Raw genomic sequence first — 19949 nt, 5'->3', positions numbered from 1 at the left:
GCTTCTACAAAGAAGCGACGAGAGCGTCTAGAAGTAGTGCACCATCATAAAAGTCGCAGAAGTTAAGATCAATAGTCAAGGAAACAATCTTTGTTGTTGCGCTTTCATATCCAATCGTCACCGATGTAACTTGATTTGGAAACAGCAGTGGTGTTGCAGAGCTCATCGAATATGAAGTTAGATCAAAAACAGTGGTTGTGGCCCCTGAAAGCATTGCTACAGGCACCTTTCCGTTCTTTGCAGCATCTGTTGTTGACGCTACTAATGCAGCTAAATCAGCGATCGATGATTGATCTGGATCTCTAAATACTGGCAATGCGCTGCCGTACTTCGATTCGATAATCAGAGCAACACCAATATGTTCATGTGCTGCTAAATCTGGACGACCACGCAAAACCTTCGCCCAGGCAGCGATAAATGTTGCATGATCAAAGTTAGCGTTAACGCTGCGAGTAAATGAAGCTTGGGCAATACCGCGGGTCATCTCGATGCCCTTGGCAATCAAAGCCTTGTTTGCTTCTTGGCGCTTGATGATTGCAGGATCTAATTGCGCGCCGTTCACGTCTTGCATCGTGATTGTTCGATCAGGTCCTGTCGGATGCACAGTGCGCAGATCGATTCCGCGGTTTGCTGCCTCTACTCGTGCCTTTGGAACCGCCTTCACACTGGTGTTAACAATTATTGGTGCAGGTGCGGCAACTACTGGTTTTTCTACAAGAGGTGTAGGTGCCACAACTTCAACCGCTGCAACTGGCTCGTTGTCATCACCAAAATCAAATGCCATAACTTCTGTTTCAGTCAGCATGATCAAAACAGGCTTACCAATTTCAACAACATCGCCTGGGTTTGCAACTAAGGATTCAATAACGCCATCTGCAGGTGCTTCAACCTCCATGTCGATCTTGTCTGTCATAACCTCAAACAGAACATCGCCACTTTTAACCTGGTCGCCAACAGCAACATGGAAGTTGATTAGCTCGCCAGTTTCCATAGTCATGCTCATCTTCGGCATAACAACTGGATATTTGAAACTCATCGCCAGTTCTTAACAATCTCGCGAGCAGCAGCTTCAATATCCTCAATTTGTGGAACCGCAGCCTTTTCAAGCTGTGGTGCGTAAGGGATCGGAATATTCATACCTGCAAGGCGCTTAATTGGCGCTATTAATGAGCCAAATGACGAGGAACCAGCCAGTTGAGCAATTACCTCATTGATAAAGCCTGCGTGTGCTGGACCTTCTTGAACAACCAATAGTCGACCAGTTTTTTCAACTGATTCAAATACAGGGCCCATATCAAGCGGAGAAATTGTGCGTGGATCAATCAGGGTAATTGAAATGCCTTCTGCTGCTAATTTTTCAGCAACTTCGTAAGACTTATTCACCATGATGCCGGTTGCAACGATCGTTAGATCCTTACCTTCGCGAACAACCTTTGATACTCCAAGCGGAATACGCGCTGAACCTTCTGGAACAGGATCGCGACCAGGAATCTTGTACAGCAGTTTGTGCTCCAAGAAAATAACTGGGTTTGGATCATCAATTGCTGCAAGCAATAAACCCTTTGCATCTGCTGGGTTTGATGGAACAACAACCTTCAATCCCGGAACCGATGCAAACCATGGTTCAAGATTTTGTGAATGCTGCGCAGCAGCACCGGTTCCTGAACCTTGCGGTGTACGCAAAACCATTGGTACGTGCAAAGCGCCACCTAACATGAAGTGAATCTTTGCTGCTTGGTTTGCAATCTGATCCATTGCTTGTGCAGTGAAATCTGAAAATTGAATTTCAACAATTGGTCGCATACCAGAAAGTGCGGCACCAACTGCGGCGCCAACAATTCCAAGTTCTGCAATTGGTGTATCTAGAACTCGGTCTGCTCCGTAGCGGTGGTACATATCGCCTGAAACACCAAATGCTCCACCGTAAATACCAACATCTTCACCTAACAAGAAAACTTCTGGGCGTTCATCAAATGCAATAGACATTGCTTCACGAACAGCTTCAGCCATAGTTAACATGCGATCGCTCATGCTGACACCGCCTTAAAAACAGCATCTAATAGCCCTGATGGCTCTGCAGATTCAGCCTTAACCGCCTCATTTACAGCGGCTTTAATGGCTTCAATCGCTTCATTTTGAATCGCATCGCATTGTTCTTGACTCAATAAGCCAGCTTCAATCGCACGAGAAATGAAACGTGGAATTGGATCTTTAGTGCGCCATTCCTCAATCTCTTCCTTTGTACGATACAAATTCTTGTCAGAACGTGAGTGACCCTTCCAGCGGTAAGTCTCAGCGATGATTAGCGTTGGACCTTCGCCAGCTTTTGCGCGATCTACAGCAGCTTGAGCAACTTCATACACTGCAACAACATCATTGCCATCAACGTTGACTCCTGGGATTCCATATCCCTTGCCGCGATCTGCCAAGTTATCAATTGCAAATGCCTTTGCAGTAGATGAAGACATTCCGTAGCCATTGTTTTCACAGAACAAGATCATTGGCAGCTTCCAGATTGCCGCCATGTTTGCTGCTTCGTGGAATGCACCTTCATTCATTGCACCATCACCAAAGAAGGAAACAGCAACAGTTCCGCGGTTCATCATCTTTGAAGCAAGTGCTGCGCCAGCTGCGATTGGCAATCCACCACCAACAACACCATTTGCGCCAAGATTTCCAGTTTCAACATCTGCAATGTGCATTGAACCACCGCGACCACCGCAGTAACCAATCTTCTTTCCAAGTAATTCTGCGATCATGCGAGTTAAATCCGCACCCTTTGCAATGCAGTGACCATGTCCACGGTGTGTAGATGTGATTTGGTCCTGCAATGTCATCGCCATACACATTCCAGTTGGAGATGCTTCCTGTCCGATCGACAGGTGCATAGTGCCGTGCATCATTCCGCGACCGAAGAGATCTTCAACAGCCTCTTCAAATTTGCGAATGCGCCACATATACAGAAGTGCGTGACGGGCATGCTCGGTCGATGACAATGGATGACCCATAAGCAGGGGATTGACGCTCATATTCCAACTTTCACATTTGTGCAGCGGCTTGAATGGATGTTCATATTAAACACTACTGTGAGTGCCGTTACGCTACGGGGTATGAAGGAATTTCGCTCAGTAGTCGCATCTGCCGTTGGCCTGCATGCCCGTCCAGCAGCACTTTTTGCATCAACTGCAAAGGGCTCTGGAAGCACAGTTCGCTTAGCAAAGATCGTTGATGGTCAGGCAACCGCCGCTGTTGATGGTGCAAGCGTGCTTCGCGTTATGACTCTTGGAGTCAAGTGCGGCGATGAAGTTGTTGTAACTGTTGAAGGCGATACCGAGGAAGAAACAATCGCGAAGCTTCAGGAGATCGTAGAAAGCAACGATCATTGATTTCTAAATTACGCACCGGCGTTGGAGTCGATGCCCATCAATTTGGCGATAGCGGACCATGTGCGCTCGCAGGTTTGTCATGGGATAACGCTCCACGTTTAGTTGGTCATTCAGATGGCGATGCTGCAGTGCACGCGTTGTGCGATGCGGTGTTATCTGCCTGCCAACTTGGTGATGTTGGAACTTTCTTTGGTGTCGATAAGCCCGAAATGGCTGGCGCATCTGGCGTTGCAATGATTGAAAAGCTGCGTGATTTTGTAACTGGCAAAGGTTTTGTCATTAACAATGTTGCATTACAAATTGTCGGCAACCAACCAAAGATCACACCACGTCGCGAAGAAGCACAAAGCGTTTTGAGTGCGGCACTTGGTGCGCCAGTTTCAGTTGCAGCAACAACATCTGATCAAATGGGATTTACCGGTCGCGGTGAAGGTATTTATGTAATTGCAAATGCATTGGTTGTTGCCCCATGACATTAAATCTTTACGACACAGCAACTCGCGAAATCAGCGAGTTCAAGCCACTAGTTGATGGTGAAGTTTCTATCTATGTGTGTGGTGCAACTGTGCAAGCAGCACCACACATTGGCCATGTTCGCAGCGGAGTTAACTTTGATATTTTGCGGCGTTGGTTATTAAAGAGCGGCTACAAGGTCACTTTGATCCGCAATGTCACTGATATTGATGACAAAATCCTGCAAAAGGCTGTTGTAGAAGATATGCCGTGGTGGGCGCTAGCGATGAAGTACGAGCGTGCTTTTGCCGCTGCGTACACATCTCTTAATGTGATGCAACCAACTTACGAGCCTCGCGCAACAGGTCACGTAACGCAGATGATTGATTTAATGGAACTGCTGATTGAAAAGGGAGCTGCTTATGCACCAGGCAACGGCGATGTGTACCTCGAAGTTCGCAAACTAGATCGTTACCTAACTTTGTCACGTCAGCACTTGGATGATTTACAACCAGCCGCAGATGCCGATGAAACGTACAAGAAAGATGTTCGCGACTTTGCATTATGGAAAGCTGCAAAGCCCGGAGAACCATCATGGCCGACACCTTGGGGTGCTGGACGTCCAGGATGGCACTTGGAATGTTCTGCGATGGCGCATGCATACCTTGGAGAAACATTTGATATTCATGGCGGCGGATTAGATTTAGTTTTCCCTCACCACGAAAATGAAATCGCACAATCCGAAGCTGCTGGTTATGGATTTGCAAAGCGTTGGTTACACAATGCATGGGTTACACAATCTGGCGAAAAAATGTCCAAATCACTTGGAAACACTTTGCAGGTTCAGGAAATCCTAAAAGATTTCCGTGGAATTGAATTGCGTTGGTACTTAGGCGGTGCGCATTACCGTTCGATGTTGGAATACTCACGTGAAGCGTTGCAAGAAGCGGCAACAAACTTCCGCCGCATCGAAAACTTCTTAACTCGTGCAACTGAACTTATTGGCGCACAACCAACTTCAACAATCAGCGCAGAATTTACAGTTGCAATGAATGATGATCTTGCGGTGCCTGCGGCGCTTGCAACTATTAGCGAAAACCTTCGCTTAGGAAATCAAGCGATTACCGATAATGACAAGGCAGCGATTTCAAAGAACGCTAATGAAATCCGTGGAGCTCTTGAAGTATTGGGTTGCGACCCATTTGATGCTGCATTTGCTTCATCTGGTGGCTCAGATCTAACGGAAGCGCTCGATGGCGTCATTAAATTAGCTCTTGCAGAGCGCGCATCTGCTCGTGAGCGTAAGGATTTCGCTGCATCAGATGCCATCCGTGATGGGCTTGCTGCTTTAGGAATTACAATTGAGGACACTGCTCAAGGGCCTCGCTGGTCTATTAATTAATTACTGAAACGAGACTGACAATGGCTGGCAATTCATCCCGTAAAGGCGCTATTCGCCAATCAAAAAAGGGACCATCTGCCGGTACTGGTGGAAATAACAAGCGTCGTCTTGAGGGTAAAGGGCCAACTCCAAAGGCTGAGGATCGTCCGTATCACGCAGCTGCAAAGCGTAAGAAGGCTGCAGAAAAGCGCGAGACTCGTTCTCCACGTATGCCAAAGGGCGATCGTCCCCGTGGCGAAATCGTTGCAGGACGTAACGCAGTTTTGGAAGCACTTCGCGAGAATGTTCCATCGACAGAGTTATTAGTTGCGCGCAGTATCGATGTTGATGATCGCGTTGCCGAAAGCTTAAAGCTTGCACTACACCACGGACTTCCAATCCGCGAAGCACACCGTGCTGAAGTAGAAGGCATCTCACCAAATAGCCAAGGAATTATTCTTGCTATTAAGCCATTCCAGTATTCAAGTTTTGAAGAGATTATGGAACGTGCAAAGTACCCATCATTGATCGTGGCACTAGATGGTGTTACAGATCCACGTAACTTGGGTGCAATCATTCGTTCTGCAGCAGCATTTGGTGCAGCAGGTGTGATCATGACCGAACGTCGCGCAGCAACAATGACAGCATCTGCTTGGAAATCATCTGCAGGTGCAGCAGCACGTCTTCCAATCGCACAGATTACAAACCTTGCTCGCACAATTGATGCAGCTAAAAAAGCTGGCATGTTTGTTGTTGGTCTTGATGGAGAGTCTGAAGATGACATCAGCAGCATGAAGGTTGCAACTGAGCCTTTGATGATCATTGTTGGTTCCGAAGGTAAGGGACTTGCACGTCTTACAAAAGAAAAGTGTGACCTCGTTGTTTCAATTCCAATCAGTGCAACAACTGAATCACTTAACGCAAGCGTTGCGACCTCAATCGCACTCTTCCACGTAGATCAGCAGCGCCGCAGCAAGTAAGGAAAAGCAGTGAAATTCAGCCGTTTTATCGCACTTGGTGACTCATTCACCGAAGGTATGTGCGATGAGAAAAAGTACGGTCAGTACCGCGGTTGGGCTGATCGTGTTGCCGATGTCATGGCGCAGAACTATCCAGATTTTAAGTATGCAAACCTTTCAATCCGTGGAAAGCTGTTAAAGCAGGTTATCGATGAACAAATCGAACCGGCACTTGCACAAGTAACCGGCAAAGACACATTGATTTCTTTTCACGCTGGTGCAAATGATGTGATTCGCCCTAAGTACAACCCAAATTTGGTGTTGCCTTTGTACGCCGAAGCGGTTCGCAGAATCGCTGCATCCGGTGCAACTGTCATGTTGTTTACAGTTTTGGAAGATAGCGGAAGTGAAGGACGCCTTGCCGAATCATGGAAGGTTCGCTTCGCAGATTTCAACAACAATGTTCGTGCGATTGCCGAAGAAGTCGGCGCAATTTTGTGTGATGCCAATGAAGAGAAATCCTTTAAAGATCCACGCTTCTTAGCTTTTGATCGTCTGCATTTAAATCCAATGGGCCATGACCGTGTTGCTCAAGCAGTGCAAGAAACCCTTGGTCTTCCCTTTGATCCATCATGGCGTCGACCACTTGCACCTGCCGAACCAACACCTAAGTTTGTTCGTGCAGCGATCACAACAGTTTGGTTTGCAACATTTGCACTGCCATGGATGTGGCGACGTGCACGTGGAAAATCTTCAGGAGATGGCCGTACCTGCAAATATCCAATTGCAATTACTTGGCCGCTCTCACATTTAGATTAAAGGGAAGTAACTGTCCACTCCCAGGTATGTACACCAGTTTTAATAATGTACTTATCTAAAGTATCTGGGCCACACGATGCTGTACCAACTCCGCGATGTGCGGTATCGATATGAACAACTGTGTTTCCACATGCTGTTACCTCAACATCGTGGGTCGCATCAGCTAAATCCCCAGCTCTGTTAGGGGTTACAGACACCTGTGCGGGCCTGCTCATCGCAAAGCGAAGACCGCTTCCAGCAGCGTTTGTTACCTCAAACCAACGAACCGCTGCATGTCCACCATTTTCTTGTGGTCGTACATATGGAATGTACTGAGCAGCAACAGTTGAAATGTAACGACCGATACGTCCAATCTTGCGATCAGGGTATGACTCGTGTGCACCAGTACCAAAGTATGTAAGTTCATTTAGCGATCCATCGAGTTCAAACACAGTTCCAACTCGTGCAAGATCATCAAATGCCTTTGGAACAGTTACAGATTCCTTAACTGTAAATCCATCAGCAACAGGTGTGATCAGTTGCGTGTGCTTAAATGAAATACCAGTACTTGTCTCCCAGTTATTTACTACCTTGATTGATGTTGGAGACTGTGTGACTACGCAATCGGTGCGTGAGATTTCACGAACTCCGTAACGCTCCCACTTTGCAGCGATATGTCCGATGCGATCATTATCAGTTGGCGCGCGCCACAATGAAACAGATGGTGCAACGATTCCGTACGGCAAAATTATTTGTCCGTGCTCATCAACGACATCGCCAATTTCTTTAACCTTCTTTGGCGCAGTTAACGCCGTTGAAGGAAGAGCGATCTGGCTCCAACCAATTTCTGACATTGGTAACGCCCATGGAGTACTTGCAACGCGAACAAGGGTGAAGGTAATAAAGCGCTCACCACGAGCTGTTCCCTTAGCTAGCTTCTTTGATGAAACCTTGAAGTTAACCTTTTTGCGAGGTGCAACCTTAGGAAGCTTTACAACGCCACCATCTTGGATCACACCATCGCAGGTGATTGACCATTGCAGTTGATACTGACTTAGGTCGGTGAAGAAGTTCTTATTAAAGATTGCGAACTGACCTGTTGCCGGCTTAACCCCAGTCACTACCGCAGGGGCCGCAAGTGCCTTAAATTCATGCATTGCAGGCTTAGCTGTTCGATCCGGAAAGACCATTCCATCGCAGCAGAAGTTGCCATCATGCTTTGTTTCGCCGTAATCGCCACCGTATGCGTTGCGCTTTGAACCATCTGGCAATGTTTGAACAGGACCGTGATCCCACATCTCCCAGATAAATCCACCTTGCAAGCCACGAGTTGATTCAATTACTTCCCAATACTCGGCAAGTGTTCCGTTGCTGTTACCCATTGCATGCGAGTACTCGCACATGATTAATGGACGATCAGCCTTTGCAGACTTTGCATACTCCTTGATGGCGTTGATCGTTGGATACATCGGTGCAATCACATCTGTTAATGAATGACTTCCCATCCAGTTTCCGCGGATTCCACCCTCGTAATGCAATGGACGTGTTGGATCAAAGTTACGAGCATATGCAGCAGCTGCTTCATGATTTGTTCCGGCACCAGATTCATTTCCGAGTGACCACATAACAACTGATGGATGGTGAATATCGCGCTGAACCATGCGACCAACACGATCAACAAATGCTGTTAAGTATTTAGTGTCATTACAGATAGATGAAATAAATGCGTGTGATTCGATGTTTGCTTCACCTATTACATAGAAACCGAGTTCATCGCATAAATCCAAGAAGGCAGCATCATTTGGATAATGAGATGTTCGAACAGCGTTGAAGTTCCAACGCTTAAGTTCAAGCAAATCTTGACGCATGTCATCGCGGGTTAATGCGCGACCGGTAAAGCGATTGAAGTCGTGACGGTTAATTCCGTAGAAGATTACTGGCTGACCATTAACAAGGAAATCTTGACCCTTGATAACAATGGAACGGAATCCAATGCGCTGCTGTGAAACCTCAATAACAGAACCATTTGGATCTACTAATTCAATGTGCAATGTGTACAGGTTTGGCTCTTCCGCAGACCAAGGCTGCACCTTAGGAATTCGAGTGTTTAGCTGGACCTTTCCATGTGGCCAAGGCTCATTTTCCATGATGGCAGCCTTCGCATCAGCTGGAAGATTTCCATGCCAATACTTACCGTGGAAGTAATCATCACTGCGCTTCTTTAGATTTGCATCGCGCTCAGTCCACTTTGGTGATGTGAAATTCTTGATTGTTTGAGAAAGGTTTGCAGCCTTTACCTTCGGAAGCTCTGTGATGGACGCACGTAAGGTGTAGCCATCAGTTGAAAGATCATCAAGTGAACCAAGATCGGCTTCAATCGAAAGCGTTCCAGTAGTTCCATCTTTTTCTAAACCTGAAATTGTTTTGAAGCGTTCGATAAAGACCTTATTAGTTGCATACAACTTGATTGAGCGGGTAATTCCACCGTGCCACCATTGGTCTTGGTCCTCAATAAAGGTTGCATCAGACCACTTGATGACATCAATTCGCACAACATTGTTTCCGCTACGAACAAATTGAGTTACATCAAACTCAGCTGCAAGACGTGAATCCTTTGTAAGTCCAACCTCTTGGCCGTTGATGTGCACAAGTGCAACAGATTCATATCCGCCCACCTGCAAAACAATTCGCTTGCCATTCCAACTTTTCGGAACTTCAAAGTCGCGCTCATAAATTCCTGTTGGATTTTCCGCTGGAACAAAGGGAGGTTGCTGCTCAAAAGGCATCTGCGTATTTGTATAAATCGGTTTATCAAAGAAAACATCGGATGGTTCCTGCATCGTCCACAAACCTGGAACAGGGATTGAAGCCCAACGCTTGCCTAACTTTTCAGTTGGCGAATGCAACAGCTGGAAGCGCCATGTTCCATCCAATGAAATCTGCTCAAAGTGCTCAATGTTGAGCATCGGCAAACGGTTGATGGAGGTGGTCTCAGGGCTCATCCAATAGTTGTTAATCACGAGGGGAAGTCTCTCAGGAAACCACGCTCAATTCATAGTTGAGACCGACCCCCATTCAGGTGGAAGTCGTCTGCTGGCTACTTGTTGTTCACATTTACTCGTGACAATAGGGGCATGAAAGCCTTACAGATCACCGATCGAGAGATTAGTTGGCTCTCCTTTGATCAAAGAGTTCTTGAACTAGCCGAAGACAAGACTCTTCCTCTTTTAGAAAGAGTCCGTTTTCTGGCAATCTTTTCTTCTAACCTCGATGAGTTTTACATGGTGCGAGTCGCATCATTACTAAGCAAGATCGAAAACAATATCTCAACAGTTAACGCAGCCGGTCATACGCCAAAAGAGTTGCTGAAACTTGTCTTTGATGAAACCGAGCGCTTAGTTGAGCGCCAATCAGATGTTTTGCAAAATGACATTTTGCCAGCGCTGAACAAAGAGGGAATTACTTTTGTTAGCTGGGATGATTTAGATAAATCAGAACGTCTGTACGCCTCCAAATTATTTGAAGATCGTATTTTTCCTGTTCTTACACCGCTGGCAGTAGACCCATCTCACCCATTTCCGTACATTTCAGGTTTGTCCCTAAATCTTGCTGTGATTGTTCGCAACCCAAATACCAATGATGAGTTTTTCGCGCGTGTAAAAGTTCCCTCTAACCTTCCACGTTTTATTGCAACAGCAAAACTTGGCTCTACGCGATTCCTATTGTTAGAAGATTTAATTGCTATTCACCTACAAGAGCTATTTCCGGGCATGGTTATTGAAGACCACTACACATTTCGAGTAACCAGAAATCAAGATCTTGATTTAGATGAAGAAGAAACTGAAGATTTGCTGTATAGCCTTGAGCAAGAATTATTACGACGTAAATTTGGGCCTCCAGTTCGCCTTGAAATTGAAGAAGGTGTGGACGAAAAACTGATTGAAGTCCTGGCAGATGAATTAGGAATTGATTCAGAAACAGTTATTAAAGTTCCATCGCCCTTAGATCTAACAGCTTTCCATAAGATCGCTGATCTAGATTTTCCAGCGCTCAAATACCCTGCCTTTAGATCACGGACCGCAAAAGCATTAGCCGAAGTAGATTCTGAGGAGCCTGATCTATTTTTCTCGGCGATACGCCAAGGTGAAATTTTGCTTCACCATCCATATGAATCCTTTACCTCTTCTGTCGTAAAGTTTCTTGAAAATGCTGCTCAGGACCCGTCAGTTCTGGCAATTAAGCAAACTTTGTATCGCACATCCGGTGATTCACCAATCATTGAAGCGTTGATCGAGGCAGCAGAAGCTGGTAAACAAGTGTTGGCTGTTGTTGAAATTCGAGCACGATTTGATGAGCAGGCAAATGTGCGGTGGGCAAGAAAGTTGGAAGCAGCGGGAGTCCATGTTGTTTATGGCTTGATGGGCCTAAAGACTCACGCAAAACTTTCACTTGTTATCCGAGATGAACCAAATGGGATTCGAAGCTACTGTCATATTGGAACTGGAAATTACAATCCAAAGACTGCACGTATGTATGAAGATCTTGGAATCCTGAGCGCTGATAGCGAACTTACGGATGATTTAACAAAACTCTTCAATCAATTATCTGGATTCGCCCCTCAAAGCACATACTCGCGCTTGTTGGTTGCCCCCAAGACTTTACGTCCAGGAATCATGGAGCGCATCGATCGCGAAATTGAAAATGCCAAAGCTGGCAAACCTTCTGGAATTCAATTTAAGCTAAATTCAATTTTGGATGAAACCTTTGTCGAAAAACTGTATGAGGCTTCAAAAGCCGGAGTACAGGTTGATTTATTAATTCGAGGAATTTGCGCCGTTCAACCAGGCATTAAAGGCGTATCAGAGAATATTCATGTGCGATCAGTACTTGGTCGATTCCTTGAACACTCAAGAATCTTGCATTTTGTAAATGGCGGTAAGAATGAGTATTGGATTGGCAGCGCAGACTTAATGGCGAGAAATCTTGATCGCCGAGTCGAGGCGTTAGTGCGAGTGGATAAAAAGGAACATCAAATTCGCCTACAAGACCTCTTAGATTTAGGTCTTTCCGATGAGGTTTCTAGCTGGCACTTAAAAGGTACTCAGTGGGGCAAGAGCGGCAAGAATCTCAAGGATTTACATTCAGAGTTGGCTAACAAATACTCAAAGGATCGTTAATTGGAACAAGAAGTAATTCGTGCAGCAGGAGCAGTTTTGTGGCGTCGTTTAAGTGATGAGCTGCTACAAATCGCTTTGATTCATCGACCAAGATATGACGATTGGTCTTTTCCCAAAGGTAAAGCTGAAGAAGGCGAATCTGATATTAGTTGTGCGTATCGCGAAGTGTTAGAAGAGACCGGATATGAAACTTTATTCGGCCCCGAACTTGGTGACATTAAGTATGAAGTTGAAGGCGTTACAAAGAAAGTTAAATACTGGTCCGCGCAAGCGATCGGTAATCCATCAAATATCATGGATCAGAATGAAGTAGATCAATTAATTTGGGTCACTCTAGATGATGCAAAAAAGAAATTAACTTTAGATAGCGATAAGAAAATCCTAAAGAATTTCGAAAACTTTGGTGCTGATACCCATCCACTCGTTCTCTTGAGGCACGCAAAAGCTATTGCTCGCGAGGAATGGGAATCAGATGATGGTGATCGCCCACTTGCCCATATCGGCCAGATGCAAGCTAAGCGCTTTCTTTCACAACTACTTCCATTCGCTATCTCTGAAATTTACACATCTGATGCGGTTCGTTGCTATGAAAGTATCGAACCAATTGCTCGGTCTTTGTCTCTGAATCCGATTTTCTCTCCAACGTTAAGCGAATACGCTTACAACAAAGATAAGAAATCGTGGAGCCCTTTGATCAAGGAAATATTGGAAAATGATTCAAGCACATTGGTATGTAGTCACAATCCAGTGATTCCCGAAATTGTTAAGAAGCTGATCGGCAAGAAGAATTTCAAGGAACTCGATCATGATTTGTTGCCGGGTGAATCCTGGGTGCTCCATCACCGAGATGGAGAAATCGTTGCAATTGACTGGATTTCTGCGCCTACTGTTTAGTTGCTGAGCCAATCTAGGCGGCGTAACACAATGCCTTCACGCAATGCCCATGGGCAAATCTCTACTTCGCTGACATCTAAGTAATCCATTACTGAAAACGCAACAACTGCGCCAGCAACTATTTGACGTGCACGGCTTGTTGAAACACCCGGTAAGTCCGCACGACCCTTATCTGTCATTTCAGCTAAACGAGGTATTGCTTTTTCCAGTGAATCCTTTTCGAGGAATTTAGGATTATCTCCGTACCAGTTTGCAGTAATTCGAGCCAAGGTTCTGAATGTTTTACTCGTTGCTACAAAGTGATTTGCATCGTGCGACTTCAATATTTTTGGAAGTGATTTCGAGAGTGATTCTTCAACATGCTTTTCTAGGGACTTTAATGATTTGGATGAATATGGGTCGCCGCTGAGAAATTCGCGAGTCAATCGCGCGGCACCTAATGGCAGCGAGAGGGTAGCTTCAGGATTTTCATCAACGCCTGCTGCAACTTCTAATGATCCTCCACCAATATCGAGCACAAGAAGTTTTCCTGCAGACCATCCGAGCCAACGACGTACCGCCAAGAAAGTCATCGTTGCTTCTTCATCGCCTTCAAGAATCTCTAATTCGATTCCATGCTTTTCATTTATTTCAGCAATTATTGCCGTTCCATTTTTTGCATCGCGAACTGCGGAGGTTGCAAAGGCTAAGATTTCATCTGTTTCATTTTCCCGTGCGTGTGCAACAGATTCACCAATAGCTTTATGTAACAACAAAATTCCTTCAGCAGAGATTGCACCTGAGGTATCAAGGTATTCCGTAAGGCGAAGTTCAACCTTGTAATTGGTTGCAGGGGTTGGACGTGCGCCGGGATGAGCATCCATCACTTGAAGATGGATGGTGTTTGAACCCACATCTAGGACGCCTAATCTCACCTGCCAAACCTAGCGGTGAGCGAGCAAATAGCCTTGGATTTTAAGTTTTGGCACATGACTGCCATAATTGCCCCTGCTGTATTCGACGAAAGTTGAAGAGCAGGCCTCTCTAGCTCAGTGGTAGAGCAGCGCACTTGTAATGCGCAGGTCGTCAGTTCAATCCTGACGGGGGGCTCCAGTACTACCTTTCAGCGAGGGGAGTAGAAATGCTAAACAACTCTTTTCCGCATGATGCATTTTCTGAAGAGCTCGCAGCAAATAATGAATACATCAAAACCTTCAAGTACTCCGGTTTAACAGGAGTTGCTCAAAAGGGATTAGCGATCGTTACATGTATGGATTCGCGTATTAACCCATTGTCAGTAATGGGCATGAAATCAGGAGATGCAAAGATTCTTCGTAACGCTGGAGCTCGAGTCACTGAGGACGTTCTTCGCACATTAGTTCTTGCAACATATTTGTTAGGCGTAAAGAAGATTCTTGTCATGCCACATACAAACTGCCGAATGGCTTCGGCCGAAGAAGCAGATATTCACGAACACATTGAAAAAGAGTTCGGGGTAAATACTCGTAGTCTTGAATTCAGAACCGTGTCAGATCAAACCGCAGCGTTAAAGACAGATGTGAACAGAATTCGTTCATACCCATTCTTTAAAAAGGATGTTGTTGTAGGCGGAGCAATTTACGATGTAGCGACAGGAAAAATTACTCCGGTTGATTGCTAACCGGATTTGTTCTGCGAATTGGCATACGCGTTACCGGATAACTTAAATCTTCAAGAAATTCAGTAATTATCAAGTTCACTAATCCAGCTTTTTCCTTTGGCAAGATATGTGAAGTTCCGGGAACAATCGCCAGCTGACCAAGTGGAAGCGATTCAAACAGTTCAATTGTGTGTGCATGACGAATAACATCATCATCACCTGCCATAACTAATACAGGGCACTCAATTTTCTGAAGATCTGATGCAGGGATATCGGGCTCGCTCTTCCACATCTCGCGGAAATGTTCATGGATTCGATCCATAGTTTCTGGCGAATCAGGAGAATAAATAGCGTATTCAGCGCGGTCTTCATCGCTAATGGGGCCCATCTCAAATGAATCTACTGTGCCCTTGTAATGGAAGTTTGCACCGATTGCGACAAGAGATTTCACTAAGTCAGGACGCTGGATTGCAATAAACAAACCAATGATTCCGCCATCGCTCCAACCAATTATGTGTGCAGGTTCTTTTACAACTGTTTCTAGGTAAGCGATCGCTTCACGCACTTGGTACTTAAAGTTAATGCTCTCTTGGCGATATGAAGTAAATCCATGTGAGGATCGATCGTATGCAAAGACGTGGTAATCCTCTAGCGCCGGAACAATGTTTGCTGCCCAATGAGCTGTCTGACTTAAGCCGCCGTGAAGCAATACAACAGCTTCGCCTTCATTTTCCCATTCGTAGCAGTACAGATCATGTCCATCGACCTTGATGTATTCGCTCATGTTTAAAGGGTATCCATGATGTGACGATTTCCGCGATCAAATGTCAGGTAGTTCCAGGTCCAATCAGCCATGGTGCCGATCTTGTTGCGTCCACCCAATAAATAAAACAGGTGGAGCCATAACCATGCATACCAAGCAGGTATACCCACCATGCGAAGATTCTTTACTTCAACAATTGCTTTGTGACGGCCAATCGTTGCCATAGAACCTTTATCAACATACTTAAAGTTTTCAAGTGCTTGTCCTTGTGCAAGTCGCTTAATTTGTTTTGCAACAAAACGTCCTTGCTGCATTGCAACGGGTGCGACCATCGGTAGAAAACGACCGTTTTCTCCAACAAAACCAGCGATGTCACCGATCGCAAAGATGTGCGGATAATGCTTTACCTGCAATGTTTGATCAACATCAATGCGTGTATTAACGAGCGGAAGATTTAACTCTCCGCCAGCTGGTTCGCCCTTTACGCCGGCAGCCCACACTGTTACCTCAGATGGAAGTGCATCTCCGCCCTTGATCAGAATTGAACGAGGCTTAATCTCTGCAACTGCGGTATTTAAGTGAACTGTTACGCCAAGTTTTTCTAAATCCTTCTTTGCGCGAGCTGAAAGTTTTTCCGAGAACATAGGCAGAATCCGAGGACCTGCTTCAATTAAATTAATTTTGATGTGTGCTGCTGCATGTGCCTGATCGTTCTTTAATGGCCCACGAACAAGCTCGGCAAATGCGCCAGCCATTTCAACACCGGTCGGTCCACCACCAACAACTGAAATTGAAAAAATAGTGTCATCTTCAAAACGGCACAGATCTTCAAAGCGGCGCATGACCTCTGCGCGAATAGCGATCGCTTCATTAACGCTCTTCATGCCAAGTGCATGCTCTGCAACACCCGGAATACCAAAATCTGCAGTTGCTGAACCCAACGCAACGATTAATTGATCAAAATGCAGGACTTCGCTGCTATCCAATTTAATTGTCTTGTTCTTGTGATCAACTGAAATAGGTGAACCCATTCGAAACTGAACACCTGTTTTACGTAGCGCGCCGCGAATAGGGTGTGCAACGTGATCTGCTGCTAATCCAGCTGTTGAAACCTGATAGAGCAAAGGCAAGAAAGTTTGAAAGTTGTGGCGATCCACAACGGTGACATCAGCGGTGGCAGCCATGGCGCGAGCCGCTGTAAGCCCGCCAAAGCCGGCGCCGAGTATTACTACTCGTGGCTTTTGAGATGTCTTTTGCATGGAGTAAGTCTAGGCTTCACAACATGTCCGCGCCCAATCAAAATCGCAAGTACCTGGTTACAGGTGCATCTGGCTACGTTGGTGGGCGTTTAGTACGTGCATTAATCGATGAAAAAAGTGATGTTCGAATCTTGGTTCGCGATAAAAACAAGATTTTGGGCCAACCTTGGGCATCTCAGGTAGATATTTGCGAAGGCAGTGCTGAAAATATTGCCGACCTGGATCGCGCATTAGCTGGAGTCCATACCGCCTTTTATCTTTTGCACTCAATTAATTTAGGTCCTCACTTTGATGAGATCGAAAGTGAGATGGCACAAAACTTTGCTCAAGCTGCAGAACGTGCTGGAGTTTCACAAATCATTTACTTGGGTGGAATTGCTAATGATAAAAATATAAGCAAGCACTTAGCTTCACGAGCGATGACAGGAAAATCACTAGCTACGACTTCTGTTGCGGTTTTAGAACTTCGCGCCGGAATCATTATTGGCTCAGGATCTGCAAGCTTTGAAATGCTTCGCCACTTAACACATCGACTTCCGATCATGACAACACCAAAGTGGGTAATGAACAAAACCCACCCAATAGCTATTCGCGATGTGTTGTATTACTTAAAAAATGCCGCTCACCTTGAAAAACCTGTTAATCAAGTTTTTGATATTGGCGGCCCTGAAGTTCTTTCATATGCCGACATGATGCAGAAGTTTGCCAAGCTTTCTGGATTGAAAAAGCGCTGGATCATCCGGGTTCCAGTTTTGACACCTGGGTTATCGAGTTTGTGGATTGGTTTAGTAACGCCAGTTCCAACCGCGCTTGCACGTCCACTTGTTGGTTCTCTCATCAGCGAAGTTGTTGCAGATCCTGCCAAGAGTATTGATGCGCTGATTCCTAAACCTGCTGAAGGTTTAATTGATGTCGAAAATGCCATCAAGTTAGCTCTTTCAAAGATCACTACTCACAACGTTGAAACTCGTTGGTCTGATGCAACGATGCCAACGGCGCCGTGGCAAAAAGCGCAGGGAGACCCTGACTGGGCTGGAGAAATGGTGCTGCGCGATCGCCGCGAAAGATTTACTGATGCATCAGTTGAAAGTGTGTGGCGCCAAGTCGAACGCATCGGTGGCGATAACGGTTGGTTTGGTTCAGATTTATTGTGGTGGGCACGTGGAGTTTTAGATCGCTTCTTAGTTGGCGGAGTTGGTCTGCGCCGTGGACGTCGCGATCCTGATTTCTTACGCGTGGGAGAAAGTTTAGATTTTTGGCGAGTAGAAGAGTTAGAGCCTGGCCACCGCTTAAAGCTATATGCAGAAATGGTTTTGCCCGGTAAAGCCTGGCTTGAATTCACAGTTACAGAAGAAAACGGAAAGACAAAGATTGTTCAAGAGGCAACATTTAATCCACGTGGATTGGGTGGCCAGCTGTATTGGTACGCGGTTTCTCCTTTCCACCTATTTGTATTTCCAACGATGCTTCGAAATATCGTAAAGAAAGCAAAGAAAGATGCATGAGTTCACTCCTGAAGTAGAAGCGTTAGCTGCAGAGGTTTTGAAGTACAGCCTTGAACGTTTAAAGGATGATCCACCACTAGACGGTCCACGCACCGCTGAAGATTTATTTGCTGAAGTTGGAAACACAATCACCGCCAAAGGTTTAGGCGGACATGAAGCTCTTCAAGTCTTTACAAATGTTTTAGCAAAAGCATGTATCTCTACCGATCACCCGCGCAACCTTGCATTCATTCCATCTGCGCCAAGTGAGTACGCAAACCTTTTTGATTTAGTAGTTGGCGCTAGTGCTTTGTATGGCGGATCGTGGCAAGAGGGTGCAGGAGCTGTCTTTGCTGAAAACCAAGCGATTCAATGGCTAATTGATTTAGCAGGGTTACCAACAACAGCCGGTGGTGTATTTGTTCAAGGCGGAACAATCGGAAATCTTTCAGCGCTAGTTGTAGCCCGTGCAGAAGCACGTAAAAAGCACACTCCCGCTGGGCGTTGGGTGATTGCCTGCAGTGAAGAGGCTCACTCTTCAATCCAATCAGCGGCAAATGTGATGGATGTTGATGTTTTAAAGGTTGCTGTTGATGAAACCGGCAAACTTCAAGGCGCAACAGTTGCTGCAGCAATTGATCAATTACATGCGACCACAAACAATCGAGTATTTGCAGTCGTAGCAACTTCTGGAACAACAAACTTAGGAATCATTGATGACCTGAAGGGCGTTGGCAAAGCAGCGCACGATCGCGGAATTTGGTTCCATGTTGACGGTGCTTATGGATTAGCAGCCTTGTGTGCACCATCTGTTCGCAAAGATTTTGATGGAGTAGAGGAAGCTGATTCATTTATTGTTGATCCACACAAATGGTTATTCGCTCCATTTGATGCCTGCGCACTTGTGTATCGAAATCCGGCGCTGGCAAAGGAAACACATTCACAACATGCCTCGTACTTAGACACCTTAAAAGATGATCAATGGTCTCCAAGTGATTATGCAATTAACTTAACGCGTCGCACCCGCGGTTTGCCATTTTGGTTTTCACTTGCAGCACATGGCACCGATGCGTATTCAGAGGCGATGGAACAAACGTTAACGATTGCTCGTGATGCAGCCGAACTTGTTCGCAAACATCCAAATCTCGAATTACTACGCGAACCAGAACTTTCGATCGTTGCATTTACTCGTAAGGGTTGGGCGGCCGCTGATTATCAAAAGTGGAGCGATCAATTACTTGCCGACCAAGTTGGATTTATTCCACCATCGTCACATCATGGCCAACCAATCCTGCGATTTGCGATTGTGAATCCTTGGACCAAAATCAGCGATATTCAAATGATTTTGGACAGGCTCTAAATCCCACAGTTTTTGAACCAATTGACATAAGATTTCAGCCATGTCTGCACAAGAAGAGTCAGCGATCAACACTGGTCTAAGCGACCTCGAAGTCCGCATCCTGGATTTCGAAGGCAACTGGTGGCGCTACGCAGGCGCCAAAGAGGCTGCAATTAAGGATCTTTTCGATCTGACCGCACCTCGCTACTACCAACTTCTCAATGATTTGATTGACCGCGACGATGCCCTAGCTGCCTCACCAATGCTAGTTAAGCGTCTTCGCCGCCTACGCGAGGCGCGTATGGCGACTCGTACAGCTCGCTAAAAAGCCATCTCTCGAGGGCTCGGCTACGAAAGCCGCCTCAACCTTTCTACGCCGACCCTCTTCAAGAAGGCTTTCCTCGTTTTGCGCCTCGGAAATAAAGGCTCTAGATTTGG

18 protein-coding genes and 1 tRNA gene are annotated in these 19949 nt (G+C 45.8%); 12 read left to right on the top strand and 7 right to left on the bottom strand.

The window, feature by feature from the left end; translation table 11 throughout:
• Window positions 1-4: 4 nt before the first annotated feature.
• From AC8GFU_RS06575 to AC8GFU_RS06565, 3 genes are read right to left on the bottom strand one after another with little or no spacing between them, the layout of a single operon-like run.
• On the bottom strand, window positions 5-1036 hold the full coding sequence (locus AC8GFU_RS06575) for a biotin/lipoyl-containing protein (RefSeq protein WP_506626344.1): 1032 nt from the start codon (window positions 1034-1036) through the stop codon (window positions 5-7).
• A complete protein-coding gene (locus tag AC8GFU_RS06570; protein WP_506626343.1) occupies window positions 1033-2031 on the bottom strand; it encodes an alpha-ketoacid dehydrogenase subunit beta in 999 nt (332 codons plus the stop codon). Before AC8GFU_RS06570 ends, AC8GFU_RS06575 begins: the two co-directional genes overlap by 4 nt.
• Window positions 2028-3029: a thiamine pyrophosphate-dependent dehydrogenase E1 component subunit alpha gene (locus AC8GFU_RS06565; RefSeq protein ID WP_506626342.1), complete on the bottom strand. Its 1002-nt coding sequence runs from the start codon at window positions 3027-3029 to the stop codon at window positions 2028-2030. Before AC8GFU_RS06565 ends, AC8GFU_RS06570 begins: the two co-directional genes overlap by 4 nt.
• Window positions 3030-3110: 81 nt before the next feature.
• Here AC8GFU_RS06565 and AC8GFU_RS06560 point away from each other — a divergent pair, with 81 nt between their 5' ends.
• From AC8GFU_RS06560 to AC8GFU_RS06540, 5 genes are read left to right on the top strand one after another with little or no spacing between them, the layout of a single operon-like run.
• Window positions 3111-3386, top strand: coding sequence for an HPr family phosphocarrier protein (locus tag AC8GFU_RS06560; protein WP_506626341.1), 276 nt, complete (start codon window positions 3111-3113; stop codon window positions 3384-3386).
• Window positions 3386-3859 (top strand): 2-C-methyl-D-erythritol 2,4-cyclodiphosphate synthase, encoded by a 474-nt coding sequence (ispF, locus tag AC8GFU_RS06555; RefSeq protein ID WP_506627177.1) that lies wholly within the window; start codon window positions 3386-3388, stop codon window positions 3857-3859. Before AC8GFU_RS06560 ends, ispF begins: the two co-directional genes overlap by 1 nt.
• A complete protein-coding gene (gene cysS / locus AC8GFU_RS06550) occupies window positions 3856-5241 on the top strand; it encodes a cysteine--tRNA ligase (protein ID WP_506626340.1) in 1386 nt (461 codons plus the stop codon). Before ispF ends, cysS begins: the two co-directional genes overlap by 4 nt.
• A gap of 20 nt (window positions 5242-5261) precedes the next feature.
• Entirely contained in the window at window positions 5262-6200 is a 939-nt protein-coding gene (gene rlmB, locus AC8GFU_RS06545) for a 23S rRNA (guanosine(2251)-2'-O)-methyltransferase RlmB (protein WP_506626339.1), read from the top strand.
• A 9-nt stretch (window positions 6201-6209) separates the two neighbouring features.
• A complete protein-coding gene (locus AC8GFU_RS06540; protein WP_506626338.1) occupies window positions 6210-6998 on the top strand; it encodes an SGNH/GDSL hydrolase family protein in 789 nt (262 codons plus the stop codon).
• Here the strand turns inward: AC8GFU_RS06540 and AC8GFU_RS06535 are convergent.
• Window positions 6995-9979: a glycoside hydrolase family 2 TIM barrel-domain containing protein gene (locus tag AC8GFU_RS06535; RefSeq protein WP_506626337.1), complete on the bottom strand. Its 2985-nt coding sequence runs from the start codon at window positions 9977-9979 to the stop codon at window positions 6995-6997. The two genes, AC8GFU_RS06540 and AC8GFU_RS06535, sit on opposite strands and share 4 nt — an antisense overlap.
• A 132-nt stretch (window positions 9980-10111) precedes the next feature.
• Between AC8GFU_RS06535 and AC8GFU_RS06530 the strand changes: the two genes are divergently transcribed.
• Together AC8GFU_RS06530 and AC8GFU_RS06525 are read left to right on the top strand one after the other, a co-directional pair.
• Entirely contained in the window at window positions 10112-12154 is a 2043-nt protein-coding gene (locus AC8GFU_RS06530; protein WP_506626336.1) for an RNA degradosome polyphosphate kinase, read from the top strand.
• Window positions 12155-13048 (top strand): NUDIX hydrolase, encoded by an 894-nt coding sequence (locus AC8GFU_RS06525; RefSeq protein ID WP_506626335.1) that lies wholly within the window; start codon window positions 12155-12157, stop codon window positions 13046-13048. It begins immediately after the preceding gene.
• Here the strand turns inward: AC8GFU_RS06525 and AC8GFU_RS06520 are convergent.
• On the bottom strand, window positions 13045-13962 hold the full coding sequence (locus AC8GFU_RS06520) for a Ppx/GppA family phosphatase (RefSeq protein ID WP_506626334.1): 918 nt from the start codon (window positions 13960-13962) through the stop codon (window positions 13045-13047). The genes AC8GFU_RS06525 and AC8GFU_RS06520 overlap by 4 nt on opposite strands.
• 103 nt (window positions 13963-14065) lie before the next feature.
• Between AC8GFU_RS06520 and AC8GFU_RS06515 the strand changes: the two genes are divergently transcribed.
• Window positions 14066-14140: transfer RNA gene (locus AC8GFU_RS06515), tRNA-Thr, on the top strand.
• 28 nt (window positions 14141-14168) lie between these two features.
• Window positions 14169-14687 (top strand): beta-class carbonic anhydrase, encoded by a 519-nt coding sequence (locus AC8GFU_RS06510; RefSeq protein ID WP_506626333.1) that lies wholly within the window; start codon window positions 14169-14171, stop codon window positions 14685-14687.
• Here the strand turns inward: AC8GFU_RS06510 and AC8GFU_RS06505 are convergent.
• The gene (locus AC8GFU_RS06505) at window positions 14668-15450 is read right to left on the bottom strand and encodes an alpha/beta fold hydrolase (RefSeq protein ID WP_506626332.1); all 783 of its coding nucleotides are present in this window, start codon (window positions 15448-15450) and stop codon (window positions 14668-14670) included. The two genes, AC8GFU_RS06510 and AC8GFU_RS06505, sit on opposite strands and share 20 nt — an antisense overlap.
• 2 nt (window positions 15451-15452) lie before the next feature.
• Complete coding sequence (locus tag AC8GFU_RS06500) at window positions 15453-16688, bottom strand: NAD(P)/FAD-dependent oxidoreductase (protein WP_506626331.1); 1236 nt, start codon at window positions 16686-16688, stop codon at window positions 15453-15455.
• Window positions 16689-16711: 23 nt separating this feature from the next.
• On the opposite strand from AC8GFU_RS06500, the gene AC8GFU_RS06495 reads away from it, so the two are divergent.
• Genes AC8GFU_RS06495 through AC8GFU_RS06485 form a run of 3 tightly spaced genes read left to right on the top strand, consistent with a single transcriptional unit; the run spans window position 16712 to window position 19836 of the window.
• The gene (locus tag AC8GFU_RS06495) at window positions 16712-18193 is read left to right on the top strand and encodes an SDR family oxidoreductase (protein ID WP_506626330.1); all 1482 of its coding nucleotides are present in this window, start codon (window positions 16712-16714) and stop codon (window positions 18191-18193) included.
• On the top strand, window positions 18186-19532 hold the full coding sequence (locus AC8GFU_RS06490) for a pyridoxal phosphate-dependent decarboxylase family protein (RefSeq protein ID WP_506626329.1): 1347 nt from the start codon (window positions 18186-18188) through the stop codon (window positions 19530-19532). Before AC8GFU_RS06495 ends, AC8GFU_RS06490 begins: the two co-directional genes overlap by 8 nt.
• Before the next feature lie 40 nt (window positions 19533-19572).
• Window positions 19573-19836 (top strand): DUF3263 domain-containing protein, encoded by a 264-nt coding sequence (locus tag AC8GFU_RS06485; RefSeq protein ID WP_506626328.1) that lies wholly within the window; start codon window positions 19573-19575, stop codon window positions 19834-19836.
• Window positions 19837-19949 lie beyond the last annotated feature (113 nt).

The sequence above is a fragment of the Planktophila warneckei (SeqCode) genome, assembly GCF_965234675.1.
Taxonomy (GTDB): domain Bacteria; phylum Actinomycetota; class Actinomycetes; order Nanopelagicales; family Nanopelagicaceae; genus Planktophila; species Planktophila warneckei.
This window is presented reverse-complemented; position numbering and strand designations above follow the sequence as displayed.

Excerpts from the sequence above, each read along its gene's own strand:
- AC8GFU_RS06575 (WP_506626344.1), bottom strand. The coding sequence starts at position 1,036 with ATGAGTTTCAAATATCCAGTTGTTATGCCGAAGATGAGCATGACTATG.
- AC8GFU_RS06570 (WP_506626343.1), bottom strand. The coding sequence starts at position 2,031 with ATGAGCGATCGCATGTTAACTATGGCTGAAGCTGTTCGTGAAGCAATG.
- AC8GFU_RS06565 (WP_506626342.1), bottom strand. The coding sequence starts at position 3,029 with ATGAGCGTCAATCCCCTGCTTATGGGTCATCCATTGTCATCGACCGAG.
- AC8GFU_RS06560 (WP_506626341.1), top strand. The coding sequence starts at position 3,111 with ATGAAGGAATTTCGCTCAGTAGTCGCATCTGCCGTTGGCCTGCATGCC.
- cysS (WP_506626340.1), top strand. The coding sequence starts at position 3,856 with ATGACATTAAATCTTTACGACACAGCAACTCGCGAAATCAGCGAGTTC.
- rlmB (WP_506626339.1), top strand. The coding sequence starts at position 5,262 with ATGGCTGGCAATTCATCCCGTAAAGGCGCTATTCGCCAATCAAAAAAG.
- AC8GFU_RS06535 (WP_506626337.1), bottom strand. The coding sequence starts at position 9,979 with ATGAGCCCTGAGACCACCTCCATCAACCGTTTGCCGATGCTCAACATT.
- AC8GFU_RS06530 (WP_506626336.1), top strand. The coding sequence starts at position 10,112 with ATGAAAGCCTTACAGATCACCGATCGAGAGATTAGTTGGCTCTCCTTT.
- AC8GFU_RS06510 (WP_506626333.1), top strand. The coding sequence starts at position 14,169 with ATGCTAAACAACTCTTTTCCGCATGATGCATTTTCTGAAGAGCTCGCA.
- AC8GFU_RS06505 (WP_506626332.1), bottom strand. The coding sequence starts at position 15,450 with ATGAGCGAATACATCAAGGTCGATGGACATGATCTGTACTGCTACGAA.
- AC8GFU_RS06500 (WP_506626331.1), bottom strand. The coding sequence starts at position 16,688 with ATGCAAAAGACATCTCAAAAGCCACGAGTAGTAATACTCGGCGCCGGC.
- AC8GFU_RS06495 (WP_506626330.1), top strand. The coding sequence starts at position 16,712 with ATGTCCGCGCCCAATCAAAATCGCAAGTACCTGGTTACAGGTGCATCT.
- AC8GFU_RS06490 (WP_506626329.1), top strand. The coding sequence starts at position 18,186 with ATGCATGAGTTCACTCCTGAAGTAGAAGCGTTAGCTGCAGAGGTTTTG.
- AC8GFU_RS06485 (WP_506626328.1), top strand. The coding sequence starts at position 19,573 with ATGTCTGCACAAGAAGAGTCAGCGATCAACACTGGTCTAAGCGACCTC.